This is a genomic window from Vibrio sp. JPW-9-11-11, from assembly GCF_013369335.1.
Taxonomy (GTDB): domain Bacteria; phylum Pseudomonadota; class Gammaproteobacteria; order Enterobacterales; family Vibrionaceae; genus Vibrio.
On the sequence record NZ_SZQJ01000001.1, the window covers coordinates 60,946 to 81,356 of the forward strand.

Here is a 20,411-nt window from a genome sequence, read left to right on the forward strand (position 1 = left end):
CGAGGTTCATCATGCCAGAGTTACCTGAAGTCGAAGTGAGCAAAATGGGGATTTCACCTCACTTGGTCGGTCAAACCGTTGCAACGCTGACTTTTCGTACTCCAAAGCTGCGTTGGGATATCCCACCAGAGCTCAAAAAAATGGAAGGTCAGGTGATTCGTAATATCTCGCGCCGAGCCAAATACCTATTGATCGAAACCGACATTGGGACAGCCATTGTCCATTTGGGGATGTCTGGCTCACTGAGAGTGCTCGACGCAGAAATAACGCCCGCTAAGCATGACCATGTCGACTTGAAACTGACGAATGGTAAAGTGCTGCGCTATAACGATCCAAGGCGTTTTGGCGCTTGGCTTTGGACTGAAGATGGAGACCATGCTGCGCTGAGTACGATGGGGCCAGAGCCGTTAACTGATGATTTTAATGCTGACTATATAATTGAAAAGGCTAAAGGAAAGCGTGTCGCGGTTAAACAATTCATTATGGATAACAAGGTGGTTGTTGGTGTGGGCAACATCTACGCCAATGAGTCTCTATTTAGCGCCAGAATTCATCCCACTCGCGCTGCAGGGAACATCACCAAGAAAGAGTGGACGTTACTTGTTCGCGAAATTAAGCAAGTTCTCGACACTGCCATTAAGCAAGGCGGTACTACCCTCAAAGATTTTGCTCAAGCGGATGGAAAACCGGGCTATTTTGCTCAGGAGTTGTTAGTATACGGAAAGGCGGGGGCACCTTGTACAAAGTGTAACCAAACTATATCAGAAAAAAAAATTGGGCAGAGAAACTCATTCTTTTGTGATAACTGCCAAATATAATGACTTTGCTAGCTATAAAACCAACTCAGTACCTAAGCATGCTTAAAACGATTTCTAGAACTCTTCTTTATCTCCCACTTCTATGGTTAGCAATTGGAATAATATGGTTACCTCAAGGTAATAAACCTATGGTGGCAATAGTGGTCCCTGTTGCACTGTTGTATGTATTAACTCACGGTTTTGAAGATGTAAGAAGAAACTTTAAAGATAATTATTGGCTTTCAGGTCTTTTGCTTTCTAGTATATTTGTTGGAGCTTCCTATTTTATACACGGGGCAAGTAGTCAAGAACTTAGAGGACTACTAATATCTCTAGTATATTTAGCTCTATTGCCGATTGGTTTTATTACCATCAATAGGGCACAGACTATAACTTTCCTAGCCTCTTTATCATCATTTTCTTTGTCTATTTGGTATTTTATTATCGAACCTTCAGATAGAATGTTATGGCCAACCAACCCTATCCCATTAGCTATACACCAAGGTATGATATACTTACTTTCTTTAGCATTATTACTTACTGATTTTGACAAAAAGAAAAAATGGCTTCTAGTATTATCCATGCTATTAAGTGGTTTTTCTATACTTCCTACGGAGTCTCGGGGGCCGATAATTTTAGTAGCTATGTTGAGTCTATTATCTTTGGTTATATCGATTTATAAAAAAAGAATACGTGCCAAGCATACACTATTAATTTTCTTGGCTGTGTTTTTAGTATTGTTCGTTACTAAAGAGCCTATATTATCTCGCATAGCAGATACTTCGGCAGAAGTCGTACGTATCAAAAATGGAGACTTAAATTCATCAATGGGCTTAAGAGCTCAGATGTATTCATCTGGAATTGAGCTTTTTATTCAGAAACCATTTTTGGGGCATGGAGAGATCTCCTCAGAGTATGCTGAAAAACATGTTCCAGGCTATAGCCGATCTGCTTATTGGTATATGAAAGGACATTTTCATAATAACTATATTGATAAAATGGCTAAGTCGGGAGTATTTGGATTAGTCTTCTTCCTGTTTTTTCTAGTGTATCCTTTTTATATGGCATTAAAAAAATATAAATTTTGTTTTTGGGTATTAGGTTTACCCTCTATATATTATGTTCTTGTTAGCTTGTTTGATAGTCCGTTTCGTAACGGAGATACAACCGTGCTATATTTAGTTGTCGTGGGGCTAACTCTTCAAGTAATAAGTGCTAGAAGTCAAGATAATAGAGTAGGTGTTGATTAGTTATGAAGTTGTTTTACTACCTCAAGCATATGGGACTTGGTCTCGTGCCCTATGTTCTATTTATAAGATATAAGCAGTCATTAGAAAAGAGGTATGCAAACAAAGAGGACTATATTCAAAAAAGAGTTAATTACTGCTGTAAACTCAGTCGAGGTTTGCAAGTTTCAAATTTTAAAACGCCCATATATGCGTATCAGCGCAAAGGCTACACATCCTACTACCTTGATTTAAAAGAATTCCTACACTACTTTCCTAAATCATGCCGATTTAACTATTACTTTGGTGATGAAACGCACATAGAACCAGTACCCACTCTATTTAAAGCACGTCCAATTGAAGGTGATAATAGTAACTCAGTCCTCTTCAAGCTTGATAAGCGTCGACACTTTCGATTTGTAAACGATAAGCTGAGCTTCATAGACAAAAAAGACGCAGCGGTGTTTCGTGGTGCAGTGACCCAACCACATCGAATTCGATTTATGCAGGAAATGTTTGGCCACCCTTTAGTTGACGCGGGTCAGTCAAATAGTTCCGATGAGCACCCAGAATGGCAAAAGCCATTTATGTCTGTTGAAGAACAGCTTCAATACAAATTTCTAATCTGTTTGGAAGGAAATGACGTGGCTTCGAACTTAAAGTGGGCGATGTCTTCAAACTCTGTTGTAGTGACACCAAAAATGAAGTTTGAAACTTGGTTTATGGAGGGGACGCTTCAGGCGGGTGTGCATTACATTGAAGTCAGAGATGATTGGTCTGACTTTGAAGAAAAGATTCAGTACTACATTGATAACCCTTCGGAAGCTGAAGAAATCGTCAAAAATGCTCATGAATATATAGCTCCATTTAAAGATGAGAAGCTAGAGCAGCTAGTATGTATTAAAACGTTGGAGCGATACTTCGAGCTATCTGGGCAGTTAGAGAAAAAGTAAGCAATGAAAAAAATTCTAATCGTAGGTCCTTCTTGGGTTGGTGATATGGTCATGTCTCAGGGCCTGTATATTGAACTTAAAAAACAGTACCCAGACTCACAGATTGACGTATTAGCACCTGCTTGGTGCAAAGCTATCCTTGAGAGAATGCCACAGGTTGATCAAGCGTTAGAGATGCCGCTTGGTCATGGACAATTTGATCTAAAGACTCGCTACCAAATGGGCAAGCAATTGAGACGCGCAAACTATACCCAAGCATATGTATTGCCCAACTCTGCTAAATCAGCATTGATTCCTTTTTTTGCTAAAATACCCCAACGAGTGGGTTGGAAAGGGGAAATGCGCTTTGGTCTACTCAATGATATCCGTACCAATAAGAAGTCTTTCCAGTACATGCTGGAGCGTTATGTGGCTTTGGCTCACTCTAAATCTACTATGACAGGCAGTGGGTGTTTAGGTGAGCTGAAAGATCTGCCATATCCCGCTTTGAGCCTGCAGCCTAAAAGCCAGCAACAAGCTATGGAACAGTTCGAGCTTAATGATGAGCGTCCTATATTAGGTTTATGTCCAGGTGCTGAGTTTGGCCCAGCTAAGCGTTGGCCAGAAGGACATTTTGCCCATGTGGCTTCGGAGATGATTAGCAAGGGTTACCAAGTCTGGCTATTTGGCTCGGCTAAGGATCGTGAAGTGACTTCTGCCATTATCGATCAGATCGCTCCTGAGAATCAGCAACATTGTTATAACCTAGCGGGTAGCACTTCTTTAGTTCAAGCTGTCGACTTGATAGGCGCATGTCAAACAATAGTAAGTAATGACTCTGGACTAATGCATGTCGCTGCGGCAGTTGGTTGCAATGTCGTTGCCATATACGGTTCAAGTTCACCCAAATATACTCCGCCACTCACTGACAAACTGGCTATTCTAAATACAGATATTGAATGCCGACCTTGTTTCGAACGTACTTGCCCTAAGCAGCACCTTAAATGCTTACAAGAACTTATGCCAGAGAAGGTAATTGAGGCAATTACTAAACTTGATGCTTTGGTAGTGGCCTAATGTCTGGATTGGTTCGCTTCGTTTATACCTTGTTACTGGTAGCTTTTAGCCCTTTGCTGCTTTGGGTGCTTTATCGAGCAAAATCGAACAAACCTAAGTTCGGGCAGCGATGGAAAGAGCATTTTGGCTTTACACCTAAGCTAGGTAATCAGAGAAAAGGCGTCATTTGGGTTCACGCTGTTTCTGTCGGCGAGGTACTTGCGAGCAAAGGGCTAGTGAATCGCTTAGCAAAACAATACCCAGACAAGCAGCTACTTGTTACAACCACAACCAGTACAGGCGCTGAACAAGTATCTAAAATGGGCAGTCATGTCACTCACCGCTATATGCCTATAGACTTCTCTTGGTGTGTACGAAGGTTTGTTAATGTTGTTAAGCCTGACGCATTGCTCATTATTGAAACCGAGCTTTGGCCTAACACCATCCACACTGTCTCTTCAATTAACATCCCCATAATACTTGTTAATGGTCGATTATCTCAGAAGTCATTTTTAAATTATCGGAAGCTTAGCCTACTGATATCACCAGTACTGCAAAAACTGTCGACGATAATGACTGTTCACGCTGATGATGCGAATCGCTTCAGGCAATTAGGCATTAGCGGTAAAAAGGTTATTGATACGGGTTCGATTAAGTATGATGTAAGCCTTGATGAAGAGGTCTATCTTCAAGGCTTAAAACTAAGGGCTAAACTTGGTGACAATCGCAAGGTCTTGATTGCAGCAAGTACGCATCTAGGTGAGGACGAGAAAGTCCTTGCTGCTTTTAAAGCTGCAAAATTGGAATATCCGGAATTGCTACTTGTGCTGGTTCCACGCCACCCTGAGCGTTTTGACTCTGTGGCTGAACTTGTAAAAAATCAGCAGCTATCTTTGGTTCGACGAAGTAGTGGAAGTTTAGATAGGCTACCTGAAGGTACAGACGTCTATTTGGGTGATACTATGGGTGAAATGATTAAGTATCTTGCGGCGAGTGATCTTGTATTTATGGGCGGTAGTCTAATCGGAGACAAGGTGGGTGGGCACAACTTTGTCGAGCCCGCTATGCTCTCTAAGCTAACGATTACCGGACCAAGCTACTATAACTTTGCAGATCTAGGTAAACAATTAATTGCTGCAGGCGCTCTAGAAGTCGTCGAGGATGAAGAGCAATTAGCCAGTAAAGTTATCGAGTATTTCTCGTCACCGTTAAAACTAGAACAAGGTGGTAAAGAAGCTTTATCCGTTGTAGAACAAAACCAAGGTGCGCTGCAGCGTAGCGTTGATATTATCAACAGAGTTATAGAGAGTGCTAAGTGATTAAAACATTCATCATTCATGTCAGCAAAGGCTATGAAGATCGCCGCAAGCATATCGATAGTCATCTTCCCTCTCGCGGGATCAATGAATATGAATATATGCTTCGTGGTGATATCGACGATTTGAGTGATGCTGTACGTCACGAATTTTTTGGCTCGAAGCTTACCTTGGCCGAAAAATCTTGCTTCTATAAGCATTATCTCGTAATGAAAGCCGCTATAGAGCAAAACATAGAACAAGTTTTAGTGTTAGAAGATGATGCGTTATTGGTGGAGAGCTTTCTCCATGACTTTTCTCTCATTTTGTCAGAGTTAGAGGGGAAGAGTAATTATTTCGCTAATATTGAGGAAGCATCTAACTCGGTACCGCTAAGTGTAAGAAAATCAAACCAATACCTATATCCTTGTAAAGTGAACAAGCTATGCGGAGGCTATGTGTTTGATTTAGTCTTTGCCAAAAAGATGGTCGAATACATCGAATCTCAACAAATCGATACGCCAATCGATGGTTTGATTGGTGATAAGATTGATGAACTTCAGTTCAATCTGTATTGGGTTCACCCTCCTGTAGTAAAACAGGGGAGTAAAGTGGGTATGTTTGAAAGCCAGCTGAGTGGTCGTACATCAGGTTTGTATGCCACGGTCAGAAGCTGGTTCAAAGAGGGTTATCGTACTCACATTCGTAGCCATTTAAGTAAAAAGCAAAAAGCCCTATTTAAAAACGTAACCAAGTATTGATTATGACTAGAACCGCCAAGAAATATTTAGCTTTTGTCATTTATGGCAATGATAAGACCTATTATCAGGGTGCACGCTTCTGCATCTTGTCTTTCTTATCTAATTGGCAAGGAGATAAAGGCTCTAGGCCTGAGGTCGTTGTTCTAGCAGAGGAAACAGAGCATTTTTCGGGTTTGCCTATTCATCTTTTTCTGATCAGTGCGGAGCAAAAGCGCGAATGGAGCCTCAATAATACTTATCATTTTCGAATCAAAAACCGAGGCTTAAAGTACCTCGGTGAGCAGTTAGAATTAGAAGAAGACGATAAGTTACTGTTCCTAGATACAGATACGTATTTTGAGCAGTCGACAAATATTTATTTTGATTCCATCACTGCACAGCAGTCACTGATGTTTTTTCCTGAAGTCGCTATCAACACTCTGCCCGACACTAATGAATACGCCGTTATTCGTAACAAAACCTTTGAGCTTGAGGATGGCTCGACTTATCACGTTAGTGACGATTCGACCATGTGGGCTTCGGCTGTGATCGGTATTACAGGCGCGCAATTGAAGGCATTTGATTATGCTGACCAGCTTATCAAGGCGCTACGTAACGGCGGTTGTAAAGCTCATACACTGGAGCAGTTTGCTCTGTCTGAAGCTTTGAGCCGCGAAGTAACATTGGTACCAAGCAAAGATTGGCTCAAGCACTATTCGACCAGCGGCCGTAAGGACTGGGGGCGAAAAGTGCTAGAACGTTTCTTTACTGTGCACGGTAGGAAGCCTTTCGAAGAGCAAATCAAATTAGCAAAAAATGTCAGTTTCACTCGTCCGCTTACTGAAGTCATTCGCGGGCATATATATAAAAAGAAGAAAAAGCTGCGTAAGCTATTGGGACTAAAAGAAGAGTAGGTTTCGAGAGTTTCAGCAACATCTCCTATTTATTACTCTTATAGCCTTCTTCTAGGCTTGTCCACGCGTAATCTGGAAGTTGGATATTACCGAGCCGAACTTCTTTGTCAAAAGACCGTTTGAGTCGCTCTAGATTGCTCTGCTTCCAGCCATTATCTATTTCTTCCCTCTTACATTTATCAAAGTCGATAAGCCAAACTTGGTTGCTTTGGTCGATCAGAATATTGTGAATATTAAGGTCGGTGTGATTGACGTTCGCATCATGCATTTTCTTTATTTCCCGACCGACTTTCTTAAAGAGGTCTTTCGATAGCACTTGTTGAGACAGCAATCCGACAAGGTCGTTAGCATTGCTGATTCGTTGAACAATAATATCCGCTTGATAGGTTAGGCCGCTTTTCGTCACTCGTGCAGCAACAGGAGCGGGTACACTTACATTGCATTCGATTAGGTGACGCAGTAGTTTTAACTCTTGATAGGCCCGAGTATCTTCGAGTGATGTAAACCAATAACTGTCTTTGATGAGTTTGCCAAATAGCCCACCCCTGCGGTAGTGCCTTAGTGCAAATTCGCCGCGATACCCTTGTACAAACCAAGTCGTGCCTCGGCCTCGAGCGCTGCCTGTTACCGCATTGTGTTTTTGCCAGTAGTCGACAGAGAAAGCGTGTTCAACATTTTCAGTCAATAGTAAAGGGTCATGCCAGTATGTGGTGTTATTGATTTGTGTTTGCTTGAACATCTATCTCTGTCTCGACTTGGTCAGTTTGTGGCATACTAGGCGCATGATTATATCAAACACTTGCTGCAAATGAGCCTCTCAAATAATTATCGGAAGATTCTTGTTATCGCAACACACTGCATTGGAGACAGTTTGTTGATCACAACCTTTACTCGCAGCCTTCGCGCAGCGTATCCAAATGCTCAAATTGATGTATTAGTGAATGCGAGAGGTGAGATGGTGTTTGGTACTAACCCAGATATTAATGAACTGGTAGAAATTCCGCCCCGTCCCAAGCTCAAAGATTACTTGCGCATTCTTCGTCAGCGTGGGCGCTACGATCTTGTCGTCAATGAAATGCTTAATGATCGAACTGCTATCTACAGCTTTGTGTTTGGTAAAAAGCGTTTAGGGGCAGTAGATGATTCTCTTGGCGGTGCTTGGCTAAAGAAGTTTATCTTTAATCATCATATCGTAGAGCAACATCGTTATGAACACAAAATGAGCCGCGCTGCGCGGATGCTAAAACTGATAGGGGTTGATATCGAGCCTCGACTCATTTCCCCAGAACAAGCATTACCCAGCGAGATAACAAAGAAATTGCCTGACTCTTTTATTGTGGTTCATGCGCCATCATCTAATGAAATCAAGCAGTGGCCAGTTAACCATTGGCTAGAAGTGATTACAGCGCTCTTAGAGAAAGGATACAAAATAGTGCTGACTGGGGCCGATATTCCTCGCGATAGAATGATTGTAGAAGAGATTCTTACTGCTTTACCAGAATCACCGCATCTAGTCAGTGTGCTTGGGCAGTTAACTCTTGCTCAAACATCGAGCTTATTAAAAATGAGCCAAGGTTTTGTTGGTCCTGACAGCGGGCCTGGGCATATGGCATCGGGCTACCCAATCCCAATTGTTTCGATTATCAGTGTTGCACCTGCGAGCATGTGGTCGCCTTGGCCATATGCTCAGCCTGTTGATATGGAGAACAATCTCTACACAAATGGTACGCCTTCTCAAACCGTGGGCAATATTTGTTTGGTTCAGTCACAGCGTGATTGCGTCCCTTGTTATGGCAATAAATGTAAGATCAGCGATGATTTATACTCTCCCTGTCTACAAGATATAACACCTAATGCTGTCATCGATGCAGTGAGGTCGATGATTCCTTTGCAAAGAGATAAGTAAATGCATAAAGAACCCAAAAGTATCTGTGTATTGCGTCTCTCAGCAATTGGCGACGTTTGCCATGCTCTCTCTGTCGTTCAGCAGATTCAACGGCGTTATCCGAGTTGCAACATTACTTGGATAATGGGCAAGATTGAGGCGCAGTTATTGGGTGACCTTGAAGGTATTAATGTCGTTGTTTTCGATAAGAAGCGCGGTTTTAAAGGGATGAAAGAGGTCTGGCAGCAACTTAAAGGCCAGCGATTTGATTACCTACTGCATATGCAGGTTGCATTAAGAGCGAGCCTGCTGACGCTCGGTATTAAAGCTAAAAAGAGAGTCGGGTTTAGCTGGCATAGAGCCAAAGAAGGCCAGTGGTTATTTACTAATGTTAAGCTGCCTACAACGGGTGCCCCCCATGTTCTCGACAATTTCGCTCAGTTTGCCCTTTACTTGGATTGCCCGGCCCAAGAGCCAAAATGGAATATCCCTCTTGCCGAGAGCGATTATTCGGCGCTGGCTCAACTTGGTGGTAAGCCCTATATTGTTATTAGTCCTGCAGCGAGCAAAGATGAACGCAATTGGCTTCCGGAGCGTTATGCGAGTATTGCAGATTATGCTGCTGGAAAAGGTTATCAAGTCGTGCTTTGTGGTGCCCCTACTGATCGAGAACGCCGCTTAGCAGATAGCATCATAAGCTTTGCCGAGAAACCGATTCATAATCTCGTTGGGCAGACCAGCTTAAAGCAATTAACGGCGGTACTCTCAAAAGCAGAAGTGGTGATTGCTCCAGATTCAGGCCCCGCCCATATCGCTACAACTCAAGGCACACCGGTTATCGGTCTCTATGCTCATAGTAACCCTCGCCGAACAGGGCCTTATAATAGTTTGCCGTATGTGGCCTCTGTTTATGAGCAAGTTGCAGAAGCCCAATATGGTAAAGCGGTCTCTGATTTACCTTGGGGCGCGAGGGTAAAAGGAGCTGACTTAATGTCGAACATCTCTGTTGAGTTAGTCGAGCAGCAATTAGATAAAGTATTGACTGTACCACAAGCTGAAAAGTCAGCGGTGCAATAAGAAACGGAATATATATAGGATAGTTATGCGTATCGCCATCTACCCAGGCACTTTCGATCCAGTGACCAATGGTCATTATGACTTAGTAAAACGAGCGGCGAGTATGTTTGATCACCTTGTTATTGGTGTTGCAGAAAGCCCGAGTAAGAATACTTTGTTTTCTCTTGATGAGCGAGTAGCACTGCTGAAAGAAACCTGCTCAGATCTTAATAATGTTTCAGTCGATGGTTTTAGTGGCTTGCTGGTTGATTTTGCCACGGAAAAGAAAGCGACGATATTGGTTCGCGGCCTAAGAACGACAATGGATTTCGAGTATGAGTTTGGTTTAACGACCATGTACCGTCGTTTGAAACCAGAGCTTGAAAGCTTGTTCCTTACACCCGCTGAAGAATATGCGTTTCTTTCTTCTACCTTGGTTCGAGAGGTTGCTATTCATGGTGGTGAAGTAGAGCAGTTTGTTCCAAAGTGCGTTCACCGTGCAATTGCCCAAAAGTTGGCAGCTAAATAGTCAAGAGAGTCCAATGAATATACTGATTTACACTCATGCGACTTTGCCTGTAGTCAATTATGGTGGTACTGAGCGCGTTATATGGGATCTTGTCTATGCGCTTCATCTGCAAGGTCATCAGGTTACGCTTCTCGCAGGTAAAGGGACGGTTTGCGATTGGGCTAGGGTTATCGAGTATAACTCAGAGGTGCCACTTGAAAACCAAATCCCTAGCGATGTTGATGTGGTGCATTTTCATGGTGATTTTGAACCTATCACGCGTCCTTACGTGATTACTCAGCACGGAAATTCGGACGGACCTATCGATCCAAATACCATTTTTGTCTCTTCACAGCATGCTCGTAATCACGGAGCGCAAGCTTATGTGCATAACGGGCTAAATTGGGACAACTACCTCAAACCAAACCTAAACACCGACCGACAACGCTTCCACTTTTTAGGCAAGGCGGCATGGCGAGTTAAGAATGTTCAAGGTGCGATTGATATAACCAAGCGCGCTGGTGAGCAACTCGATGTGCTGGGTGGTCATCGTCTCAACTTCAAAATGGGCTTTCGTCTTACACTAGACCGTCATGTCCGTTTCTTAGGCATGGTGGATGACACGACGAAGTCGCAAGTCATGACCCAATCTAAGGGGTTAATCTTTCCGGTGACTTGGCACGAGCCGTTTGGTCTCGCTATCACCGAGAGCCTTTACTTTGGCTGCCCTGTTTTTGGTACACCTTACGGGTCACTGCCTGAGCTTGTGAGTGATGAAGTCGGTTTTTTATCAGAGAAGCAAGCAGAACTAATAGAGGCAGTTAGTGGTGCTTCGAAGTATAGCTCTAAAGTTTGCCATGAATATGCAAGAGATTTGTTTAATGCGGATCTAATGGCGAAAGCGTATGTGGTTATGTATGAGAAGGCGGCTTCAGGAGAGGCGCTCAATCCTAACTTGGGTAAGATTATTACTGACTTTAAGCGCCTACCTTACATAAAGTAAGACCACGCATTTGCGTGGCCTATCTATGACTAGTAACCCACGTAAGGGTCGTTGCCGTCTCGGCGCGTCTTGAGTAATTTGAGTATCCACATATATTGCTCTGGACGCGGATTGACAAATTGCTCGACCACTTCATTCATAACTCGAGCGTCTTTATGCTCATCGCCAGATAAGTCCTCAAGCGGCGCTTTTATCTCGATCTCATATTTGCCAGTTTCGATATTGTAGCTGGCAAAAGTCGGAACAATCTTGGCGCGGCTCACTTTAGCTAGCTTACCAAGCCCTGGTAGGGTCGCTTTTTCTGTTGCAAAGAAATCAACGAAAACGCTTTGTTCTGGCCCGTGGTCTTGGTCGGGTAGGTAGTAACCTAAATAGCCATCTTTGACTGATTTAATAAACGGTTTTATACCACCACTGCGGTCATAAACTCGACCACCATATTGCACTCGCTGTTTATGCATCAGCCAATCGGTTAGAGGATTCTTCTGGCTGTTGGCCATCGCAGATACTGGCAGCCCTCGTGATGCGAGTAAGATTGCTGGGATGTCAATACACCAGGAGTGTGGCACAAGCAAAATAGCGCTTTGATCGTTTTTTCTTAGTTCTTGTAGGTGTTCAATTCCTTTTATCTCCGAGTGATTTTCAAGCCACTTTTTACTTCTAAGAGTGATGGCTGGAAAACCGAGTAGAAAAGCACCAGCTGTGGTTAGACATTTTTCTAGGATCTCTTCGCGCTCTTGCTCAGACTTTGCTGGGAAGCAAAGCGATAAGTTAATACGAGCTTTCTGAATAGAACCTCTTTGCTTTTTACACAGTTTCTTTGCGACAAAGGAGGCCACTGAAACTCGAACTGAGTTAGGTAGTAAGGATATAGGTAACCCAATTAATAGCCCAAGCCACGTTCCCCAATGTTTGGGAGCAAGGAATGCTTTTTGGAATGTTGGGTTATATGCTTTAGGGTCGTAGTCGTTGCGATTTGTAGTCACGAAAAACCTTTATCTGACAAGAAAAGAAAAAAGCCAAGAGTTAATACTAAGATAACGTCTTGGCTTTCAATCAGCAAACAGTTCGATCAGCGGTTAATCAAGCTCATATACTCCGCCACACCCTCAGCCACAGTCTTAAACTGGTGATCGCAACCTGCCGCGCGCAGTTTAGTTAAGTCTGCCTGAGTGTACTCCTGATAAGCGCCTTTTAAATGCTCAGGGAACGGGATGGTCTCGACCTCGCCTTTGCCATGGTGCGCAATCACGGCTTTGGCTACTTCGTTGAACGACCCAGCATTGCCCGTACCTAGGTTGAAAATGCCCGATACGCCATGCTCAAAGAACCACAAGTTAACCGCAGCTACATCACCCACATAGACAAAATCACGCTTAAAGTGTTCGCTACCGGCGAACAGTTTTGGGTTTTCACCGGCGTTCATTTGGTTATTGAGGTGGAAAGCAACCGAGGCCATCGAGCCTTTGTGTTGCTCACGAGGGCCATAGACGTTGAAGTAACGGAACCCTGTCACTTGAGACAGTTTTTCTCCGTGCTGTTCGGCGTCTTGCCAAATGCGGCGTACGTAGTTGTCAAACTGCTGCTTTGAGTAGCCGTATACGTTTAATGCGCCTTCGTACTCTTTTTCTTCAATGAAAGTATCAGTTTCACCGTAAGTTGCAGCCGAAGAAGCATAAAGGAAAGGAATTTCACGTTCTAAACAGAAATGCAGTAGTTCTTTTGAATACTCATAGTTGTTGAGCATCATGTACTTACCATCCCACTCAGTTGTCGTAGAACAAGCACCTTCATGGAAGATAGCTTCGATGGGCCCAAAGTCATCACCTGCCATGACTTGAGTTAGAAAATCGTCACGGTCCATGTAGTCTGTGATGTCCAAATCAACCAAGTTCTGGAACTTCTTACCATTCTTAAGGTTGTCGACTACCAAAATGTCGTTAATACCTTGCTCATTCAGTGCTTTAACGATGTTGCTGCCAATCATCCCCGCACCGCCCGTTACGATGATCATACTTTTACCTGCATTAATACTGAGTTGTTGTGAGTATATCAGTTATTAGTTCCTAGTTCCTAGAGGCGAGTTCCTAGAGAGGGCAATGAACATCTTTTTCTAGGAATTCATTTTTAGAAACTAGAAACTGCTTTCAACTAGGAACCTTTTTTCACTACCCCACCCGTCAAATACAACCCAATCGCTGCCAACACCGGATAACCAAACGCCTCATTAATCATCACGCTGATGGGCTGCCACTCAAACCCATGCATACAGCCGAGCACCACCGCCGAGTGCAATACCACATAGGGAATGGTAAACAGCAGCACAATGTAGCGCTGCACCAACTTAAAGGGTTCGAACGCCTTAAGCAGGGCGAGTTTGTGCTGCGCTTTTTCTTCGTTAGCAAAAAACATCGCATCTCCACTGTTGGTGAGGGCTTGTAAGCTCTTATCGATAAACGAGGGGCTACCGAATATTTGGCTCCATAAACTCATGCTTGCTCCTTGAGATTAGATAACTGGGGCTGGATGACCATCACCGGGCACGCCTTGTTGGCCCAATAATGGTGTGGCTGAACCTGTTCGTCGGCAATAGAGAACAGCGCTTGTAAGCGCGCAATTAACTCAAATAACGCCTTACGTTGGGCGAGGGTGAAGTTGTCTTGTGGCTGATTGTGCTCATCACAACCGCCGACTAAGCAAATTCCAATATTGCCGCGATTGTGCCCGCTCACGTGGGCGCCGATTTGATGCAGCGACCGCCCTTGCTCGATATCACCTTGGCGAGTGATCACATAGTGATACCCCACATCACGCCAGCCTTTGGCGAGGTGCCATTTACGGATTGCCTCTACACCAATGGCTTGGCTCGGCGGTCTTACGCTGCAATGTACTGTGATAGCACGCAGCGGATGGTGAGATGAACTCATAGAGACTCCTGTTTTTGGCAAAGGTGAATCAAGTACACCACAAACGCCTCAAGCTGTTGCTCGAGCGAGTGTAGCGCCAGTTCGGATGGATGTTGCATCGCGGCTTTTTTCGAGTGCGCCGCCTGCTTGGCAATATCGGCCAGCGACATCTTTTGCAAATACAACAGCACCGCCAGTTCATGGCCAATCGGTTCGGCTCGCTGAGCTTGGGCGAGTAAGCCGATAAACCCCTCACGGCATAATCGCTTAGGAAACGGAAAATAGAACTCCTCTTGGTTGGGTTGAAAATGGGAATAGACGTAAATCAAGCGCTGCAACGCTTGAGAACGAGGGGCTAGGGCGTATGAATGACATACCGGCATAGCAACTCCCTTTTTGAACAGAGCCGCCATGTTAATTGGCTAATCGCACCTAGGGTCGGGCGGTAAGTGGTTTATCGAGTTTAATAACCGGAAGTGTGACGTGGGTATTGTATTGGTTGCATATTTGGGCGCGTGTTGTTTATTACGCTGTGATCTGGCTGGAAAATCTCCAAATAAGGGGCGATACACTCAACCCCAATCGCGCAGAGCTTGGTGTGGTAAGCGGCTTTGGCTAAGGAAATACAAGGACACCACCATGAGCCACACGCTGGTTGCCGCATTGATGAAGGCGAAAACCGGATCGCCCATCAGTAAATTGATTTTGTTAAAGCTGGCCGACAATGCCGATATCCACGGCCGCTGCTTTCCCTCCTAGCAGTATCTTGCGCTGTATTGCGAAGTGTCGCTGCGAACGGTAAAGCAGCACATCAAGCTGCTCGAACAGCAAGGTTTTATCGAACTGGTGCACCGCTTTGATAAGCGTGGTCGACAGCGCAGCAATCTTTATCAGCTACATACCCCTGCTCATTTGCATGTTGAGCTGGGCGATACTCACAGCCCAAAGCATTCAGACGCTTCTCCCTCTCACCGTGCAGCGACTGCACCCATAATCTCTCAATTAAATACTCATACAGAGGATTATAGGCAGGCAGCAGCAACCATGCGCCCTGTGGATAAGCAGGTAGAGGCATTTCATCGAGAGGGAAAGTCGCATCCGTTTAGTGAGCGCATTCAGACCATGAACGACAGCCACAAACGCAAGGCAAAAGTGGGAGAAAACGATGAATGAGCTACTGTCGCTGAGCGAGAAAAAATCGATACTGCGCCAATACAGTGCCCGAGCCGATGGCAGGCATCAAGAGTTACTCGATGCCATGATAGACCATTACCCCAAACCGATGAGCGGGCTCGAGATAAAACAAGCGCTAAAGATGCAAGGGCCGTTTGCGCTCTCATCGGCGCTGCGCAACAGCAAAATATTTCTCGAGATCGACAAGGTATACGACTCAGATCGCAAGCAGTGGGTGTATGTGCTAGATAACGCGCCAATAGCCAGGGCCAAAGCTGCCAGACTGATGAACCAGTTAGTGTAACCTAACCACGGAAATCGAGCGGTTAACTTGCACCCATCAAATGAAGCGAATACAATCCCGGGTTAGGCTGAAAGTTTATCGGGATAGCCCATTGTGCGGGAAACAAACAAAGCCAAGCCGGTGTTTTGCCCCAGCACATACGTGCACGCCAAGACTGCGCTATCTCGAACGTTTCGCGAAGTCTTTCCCATGGAGAATTTCCTATTGGGGCGGGTTGGAAGAAATAGGTGAAACAATGCTTTATAAGGGGTGGGGAGAAATTCACTGTCTCAAAATGAATAAGAAGTGTCTCGGGCTTGGTTGAATGGCTGAGATGAAAATGCAACAAATAACAATTTTTGGAAGTGTAAGTGATGACAATATCACCTGAGAGAATGACTCACCTGAAACAATTGGAAGCGGAATCGATTCACATTATGCGTGAAGTCGCCGCGGAATTTGATAACCCAGTGATGCTTTATTCAGTAGGCAAAGACTCCTCCGTTATGCTGCATTTGGCAAAAAAAGCCTTTGCCCCGGGTATCCCTCCTTTCCCTCTGATGCACGTCGATACCACCTGGAAATTTAAAGAGATGATCGAGTTTCGTGACCAGATGGCCGAAAAACTGGGCATGAAATTGATTGTGCATCAAAACCCAGAAGGGCTTAAGATGAACATTAGTCCATTCGTTCACGGTAGCTCGAAACACACCGATATCATGAAAACCCAAGGGCTAAAGCAAGCGCTGGATAAGCATGGGTTTGATGCCGCCTTCGGTGGTGCGCGCCGAGACGAAGAAAAATCTCGCGCCAAAGAGCGTGTTTACTCGTTCCGTGATGAACACCATCGTTGGGACCCTAAAAATCAACGTCCTGAGCTGTGGAACATCTACAACGGCAAAGTGAACAAAGGCGAAAGCATTCGCGTGTTCCCTTTATCAAACTGGACTGAGCTCGATATCTGGCAGTACATTTATCTAGAAAACATCGAGATCCCGAGCCTTTACCTTGCTAAGAAGCGCCCTGTGGTTGAGCGAGACGGTATGCTGATCATGCTGGACGATGAGCGGATGGAGCTAAAAGAGGGCGAAGTTGTTGAAGAGAAAATGGTTCGTTTCCGCACCCTTGGTTGTTATCCACTGACTGGGGCGGTGGAATCTGAAGCGACAACACTGCCAGAAATCATTCAAGAAATGTTATTGACTACAACGTCAGAACGCCAAGGGCGCGCAATTGATCACGATAGCTCCGGGTCGATGGAAAAGAAAAAGCGCGAAGGCTATTTTTAAAGATTCGCTCTGGTTAGTCATTCCCCGTGCTTACTACCGCGTTGGTTATTGCTGGTTTGTTGCTCTGCCTGATACTTACTAAGTATCGGGCGGTTTCTTTATTTGTTGTCGCGACGATTTTGCTCTATCTCTCTGGTCAAATAGAGCAAAGCGACATTTTATCCAATGTGACCAATAGTGCAGTGTTAACACTGGTCGGCTTAATGATTGCCTCTTTAGCTTTAGAGAGAAGTCAGCTTCTTACTTGGATTTCGAGTAAGGTATTTCACTCGAGCTACCCCAAAACGCTGTTCCGCTTAGCCGTTTCGACCTCAATCAGCTCTGCCTTCTTAAATAATACCGCGGTTGTGGCGACCTTGATGAGTAGTGTACAGAGAAACCAAGAGCACGCACCTAGTCGACTGCTCATCCCGCTTTCCTACTTTGCCATTTTAGGTGGGACGTTAACCTTAATTGGAACGGCAACCCACTTGGTGGTAAACGCAGTACTGCTAGGTAGTGGTCATCCTGAGCTTGTTTTTTTCGACTTCACCCCTGTCGGTTTGATTCTTCTGATCTCGGTCGGCGCGGTGATCGCTCTGAGTAGTCGGCATCTTGAGAATAAAAGTTCGAGTGAAAAAGCGCAACAAGGCTACTTTATTGACGCCGAAGTGAGCGCTACCAGTCAGTTGGTCGGCAAAACGGTAAGAGAAAACCATCTGCGAGCATTAGATGGACTGTTTTTGGCGGAAATTGTTCGCGGTCAACAGTTGATTTCTCCTGTTACACCAGAAACAAAAATTGAAGCCAATGACAAGCTGGTGTTTACAGGAGATGTAGAAAATATTAAGCAGCTTACCCAACTTGATGGAGTAGTAGTCTTTGCTGATAATAGCCGATTGCTTAGCAGCAATTTAACCGAAGTTATTGTTAGTCCTGAATCTGTCCTCATTGGAAAAACGCTTAAGAGCAGTGGTTTTCGATCTCGCTTTGACGCAGCAGTGGTGGCGATTAATCGCCAAGGTCAACGTCTGTCAGGCAAACTAGGGGAGCAAATACTCCAATCGGGAGACAAACTGGTCTTGGCGATTGGTCAGGATTTTAACAAGAGACAAAACCTCACACGTAACTTCTTTATCTTAAATGGTATTGATCTTAATAGCACCCTAACAGCTTGGCAAAACGCGTTAACCATAACGGGCTTTATTGCCGCAATTGTTACCTCTGCATTTACTCATATAAATCTATTAGAATCTATTGGGGCTTATATTATCCTAATGCGGGCAATCCATGTGATTGATGGCGCAACGATTCGCCGCCGCTTTCCGTTTGAGCTGTGGCTTATTTTAATTTGCGCGCTTTCAATCGCTCAAGCATTTGTTGATTCAGGTTTGGCGAATGGTGTGACAGAGGTGCTATACCAGGTGTTAGGTGATGCATCACCATACATGGCGTTAATCGTGTTATTTTTGGTGACAGTAGTTATGACCGAAGTCATGACCAATACTGCCGCTGCTGCCATTATGTTACCTATTGGTGTATCATTAGCTAGCATTTATCAGGTAAGTAATATGCCGTTTATTATGGCGATAGTATATGCAGCCAGTGCAAGTTTTTTAAGCCCTTATGGGTATCAAACAAACTTGATGGTCATGAATGCGGGTGGATACCATTTTAAGGACTTTATTCGAGTTGGATGGAAGGTGTCTCTTAGCTATATCTTGGTGGCTCTTATCGCGATACCTTTAGTTTTTCCTTTGTAACGAGTTATGAATCCATACAGCAAAAAACAGAATCAATCAGTCAGTGACAATCTTGTCTGGCACAACGCGACGGTAACACTTGAACAGCGTTCATTGCTCAAGAAGCAAAAGCCGGTTGTATTGTGGTTTACCGGATTAAGTGGCTCGGGAAAATCTACCGTGGCAAATGCGGTTGAAAAAAAACTGCTCGCTTTGGGTAAGCATAGCTACCTTCTCGATGGCGACAATGTACGCCACGGACTTAATAAAGATCTCGGCTTTAGTGACGCAGATAGAGTGGAAAACATCCGCCGTATTGGCGAAGTGGCGAAGCTTTTTGTCGATTCTGGCTCGATTGTGCTAACCGCTTTTATCTCACCGTTTATTTCAGATAGGCAGCAAGTGAGAGAGCTATTAAGTGAAGGGCAATTTTTAGAAGTGTTTATTGATACACCACTGGAGATCTGCGAGCAGCGAGATCCTAAAGGGCTTTATAAAAAAGCGCGCGCGGGAGAAATAAAGCACTTTACTGGCATTGATTCTGAGTACCAAGCGCCGACTGGTGCAGAAATTCATGTTAAAACGGCGCAAGCGAGTGTAGATGCATGTGCACAGTACATTGTTAACACACTTATCGAGCAAGGATACATTTAAACGATGCATTACGACGTGTTTAATGGTGATGCAGATGGCATCTTGTCATTGGTGCAACTTCGAAAGTTTGAGCCTAAAAGCTCGACTCTGATCACTGGATTGAAGCGAGATATCAAATTGTTGCAGCAAGTGGTTGCCCAATCGGATACCAGTGGTGTTACGGTTTTAGATATCTCAATGGAAAAAAACATCGATGCCTTGCACTCATTACTAGAGAGAGACATTCCGGTTTTCTATTGCGATCATCATCGTACTGGCGAAGTGCCGCAAGCCAACAACTTTACCGCATTGATCAACCTTGATGCGCAAATTTGTACCAGTCTTCTGATTAACAAGCACATTGGTGGGCGTTATGCCCATTGGGCCATTGCAGGGGCGTTTGGCGACAATTTAAATGCCCAAGCTGAGGCGCTGGCCATAAAGTGTGATTTATCCGCGGAGCAAATCGCCTTCTTAAAAGAGCTGGGCGTGTTGGTGAATTACAACGGTTATGGTGCTAGCTTGGCGGATTTGCACATAGAGCCCACAGATCTTTTCGTGAAATTAATGGCTTATGAGTCACCTTTTGATTTGCAAACGGATACCAGTTCACCATACTTTTTGCTCAAACAAGGTTATGAGCAAGACGTAAATCACCTACGAACATTAAAGCCAACTTTTTATAGTTCGGTTGCCAAAGTATACAGTTTACCGTGTGAGGCCTGGGCGAGACGTATTAGTGGGGTATTTGGCAACCAATTAGCCAATCAATCGCCAGATAAAGCGCATGCAGTCATGACACTCAACCAAAACAGCGAAGATTATACTGTGAGTGTGAGAGCACCTTTAGAAAATCGAAGTGGTGCCGATGAAGTTTGCAGCCAATTTGTAACTGGTGGCGGCAGAAAGGCCGCTGCTGGGATTAATCAATTACCAAAGTCTGAAGTGGAAAACTTTGTTCAGGCTTTGAATGAATATTACGAGAAGTAGGATA

At 44.4% G+C, this 20,411-nt stretch carries 21 protein-coding genes and 2 pseudogenes; 17 read left to right on the plus strand and 6 right to left on the minus strand.

Annotated elements, in window-relative coordinates:
• Positions 1-11 precede the first annotated feature (11 nt).
• From mutM to FCU94_RS00330, 7 genes are read left to right on the plus strand one after another with little or no spacing between them, the layout of a single operon-like run.
• Positions 12-818, plus strand: a complete 807-nt coding sequence (mutM, locus tag FCU94_RS00300) for a bifunctional DNA-formamidopyrimidine glycosylase/DNA-(apurinic or apyrimidinic site) lyase (protein WP_176286592.1) — start codon at positions 12-14, stop codon at positions 816-818.
• Positions 819-856: 38 nt separating this feature from the next.
• On the plus strand, positions 857-2,047 hold the full coding sequence (locus tag FCU94_RS00305) for an O-antigen ligase family protein (protein WP_176286593.1): 1,191 nt from the start codon (positions 857-859) through the stop codon (positions 2,045-2,047).
• Between the two features lie 2 nt (positions 2,048-2,049).
• Entirely contained in the window at positions 2,050-2,976 is a 927-nt protein-coding gene (locus FCU94_RS00310) for a glycosyl transferase family 90 (RefSeq protein ID WP_176286594.1), read from the plus strand.
• A gap of 3 nt (positions 2,977-2,979) precedes the next feature.
• A complete protein-coding gene (waaF, locus tag FCU94_RS00315) occupies positions 2,980-4,032 on the plus strand; it encodes a lipopolysaccharide heptosyltransferase II (RefSeq protein WP_176286595.1) in 1,053 nt (350 codons plus the stop codon).
• Positions 4,032-5,330 (plus strand): lipid IV(A) 3-deoxy-D-manno-octulosonic acid transferase, encoded by a 1,299-nt coding sequence (gene waaA, locus FCU94_RS00320; RefSeq protein ID WP_176286596.1) that lies wholly within the window; start codon positions 4,032-4,034, stop codon positions 5,328-5,330. The genes waaF and waaA overlap by 1 nt, the downstream gene beginning before the upstream one ends.
• On the plus strand, positions 5,327-6,067 hold the full coding sequence (locus FCU94_RS00325) for a glycosyltransferase family 25 protein (protein ID WP_176286597.1): 741 nt from the start codon (positions 5,327-5,329) through the stop codon (positions 6,065-6,067). The genes waaA and FCU94_RS00325 overlap by 4 nt, the downstream gene beginning before the upstream one ends.
• 2 nt (positions 6,068-6,069) lie before the next feature.
• Positions 6,070-6,960, plus strand: a complete 891-nt coding sequence (locus FCU94_RS00330; protein WP_217906307.1) for a hypothetical protein — start codon at positions 6,070-6,072, stop codon at positions 6,958-6,960.
• Positions 6,961-6,985: 25 nt separating this feature from the next.
• On the opposite strand, the gene FCU94_RS00335 is transcribed toward FCU94_RS00330, so the two are convergent.
• Positions 6,986-7,699: a 3-deoxy-D-manno-octulosonic acid kinase gene (locus FCU94_RS00335; protein WP_176286598.1), complete on the minus strand. Its 714-nt coding sequence runs from the start codon at positions 7,697-7,699 to the stop codon at positions 6,986-6,988.
• Between the two features lie 69 nt (positions 7,700-7,768).
• Between FCU94_RS00335 and FCU94_RS00340 the strand changes: the two genes are divergently transcribed.
• From FCU94_RS00340 to FCU94_RS00355, 4 genes are read left to right on the plus strand one after another with little or no spacing between them, the layout of a single operon-like run.
• A complete protein-coding gene (locus tag FCU94_RS00340; protein WP_176286599.1) occupies positions 7,769-8,866 on the plus strand; it encodes a glycosyltransferase family 9 protein in 1,098 nt (365 codons plus the stop codon).
• On the plus strand, positions 8,867-9,922 hold the full coding sequence (locus FCU94_RS00345; protein ID WP_176286600.1) for a glycosyltransferase family 9 protein: 1,056 nt from the start codon (positions 8,867-8,869) through the stop codon (positions 9,920-9,922).
• A gap of 25 nt (positions 9,923-9,947) precedes the next feature.
• Positions 9,948-10,430, plus strand: a complete 483-nt coding sequence (coaD, locus tag FCU94_RS00350) for a pantetheine-phosphate adenylyltransferase (protein ID WP_176286601.1) — start codon at positions 9,948-9,950, stop codon at positions 10,428-10,430.
• A 13-nt stretch (positions 10,431-10,443) separates the two neighbouring features.
• The gene (locus FCU94_RS00355; protein ID WP_176286602.1) at positions 10,444-11,412 is read left to right on the plus strand and encodes a glycosyltransferase; all 969 of its coding nucleotides are present in this window, start codon (positions 10,444-10,446) and stop codon (positions 11,410-11,412) included.
• 29 nt (positions 11,413-11,441) lie between these two features.
• Here the strand turns inward: FCU94_RS00355 and lpxM are convergent, their stop codons facing one another.
• The 5 genes and pseudogenes from lpxM to FCU94_RS00380 form a co-directional block, all read right to left on the minus strand.
• Entirely contained in the window at positions 11,442-12,398 is a 957-nt protein-coding gene (gene lpxM / locus FCU94_RS00360) for a lauroyl-Kdo(2)-lipid IV(A) myristoyltransferase (RefSeq protein ID WP_176286603.1), read from the minus strand.
• 86 nt (positions 12,399-12,484) lie between these two features.
• Positions 12,485-13,426, minus strand: coding sequence for an ADP-glyceromanno-heptose 6-epimerase (gene rfaD, locus FCU94_RS00365; protein ID WP_176286604.1), 942 nt, complete (start codon positions 13,424-13,426; stop codon positions 12,485-12,487).
• 137 nt (positions 13,427-13,563) lie between these two features.
• A complete protein-coding gene (locus FCU94_RS00370) occupies positions 13,564-13,905 on the minus strand; it encodes a hypothetical protein (protein WP_176286605.1) in 342 nt (113 codons plus the stop codon).
• Positions 13,902-14,321, minus strand: a pseudogene (locus tag FCU94_RS00375) (N-acetylmuramoyl-L-alanine amidase); the annotation flags it as partial. The gene FCU94_RS00370 and the pseudogene FCU94_RS00375, both read right to left, overlap by 4 nt.
• Positions 14,322-14,335: 14 nt before the next feature.
• Positions 14,336-14,701, minus strand: a complete 366-nt coding sequence (locus FCU94_RS00380) for a hypothetical protein (protein ID WP_176286607.1) — start codon at positions 14,699-14,701, stop codon at positions 14,336-14,338.
• 256 nt (positions 14,702-14,957) lie between these two features.
• On the opposite strand from FCU94_RS00380, the pseudogene FCU94_RS19265 reads away from it, so the two are divergent.
• The 6 genes and pseudogenes from FCU94_RS19265 to FCU94_RS00410 all read left to right on the plus strand — a co-directional run.
• A pseudogene (locus FCU94_RS19265) lies at positions 14,958-15,225 on the plus strand (helix-turn-helix domain-containing protein); the annotation flags it as partial.
• A 258-nt stretch (positions 15,226-15,483) separates the two neighbouring features.
• A complete protein-coding gene (locus FCU94_RS00390) occupies positions 15,484-15,795 on the plus strand; it encodes a hypothetical protein (RefSeq protein WP_176286609.1) in 312 nt (103 codons plus the stop codon).
• A gap of 353 nt (positions 15,796-16,148) precedes the next feature.
• Positions 16,149-17,063 (plus strand): sulfate adenylyltransferase subunit CysD, encoded by a 915-nt coding sequence (gene cysD, locus FCU94_RS00395; protein ID WP_176286610.1) that lies wholly within the window; start codon positions 16,149-16,151, stop codon positions 17,061-17,063.
• A gap of 26 nt (positions 17,064-17,089) precedes the next feature.
• Positions 17,090-18,805, plus strand: coding sequence for an SLC13 family permease (locus tag FCU94_RS00400; protein WP_176286611.1), 1,716 nt, complete (start codon positions 17,090-17,092; stop codon positions 18,803-18,805).
• Positions 18,806-18,811: 6 nt separating this feature from the next.
• Positions 18,812-19,438 (plus strand): adenylyl-sulfate kinase, encoded by a 627-nt coding sequence (gene cysC / locus FCU94_RS00405; RefSeq protein ID WP_176286612.1) that lies wholly within the window; start codon positions 18,812-18,814, stop codon positions 19,436-19,438.
• Between the two features lie 3 nt (positions 19,439-19,441).
• Positions 19,442-20,407, plus strand: coding sequence for a DHH family phosphoesterase (locus FCU94_RS00410; protein WP_176286613.1), 966 nt, complete (start codon positions 19,442-19,444; stop codon positions 20,405-20,407).
• The last annotated feature ends 4 nt before the right edge of the window (positions 20,408-20,411 follow it).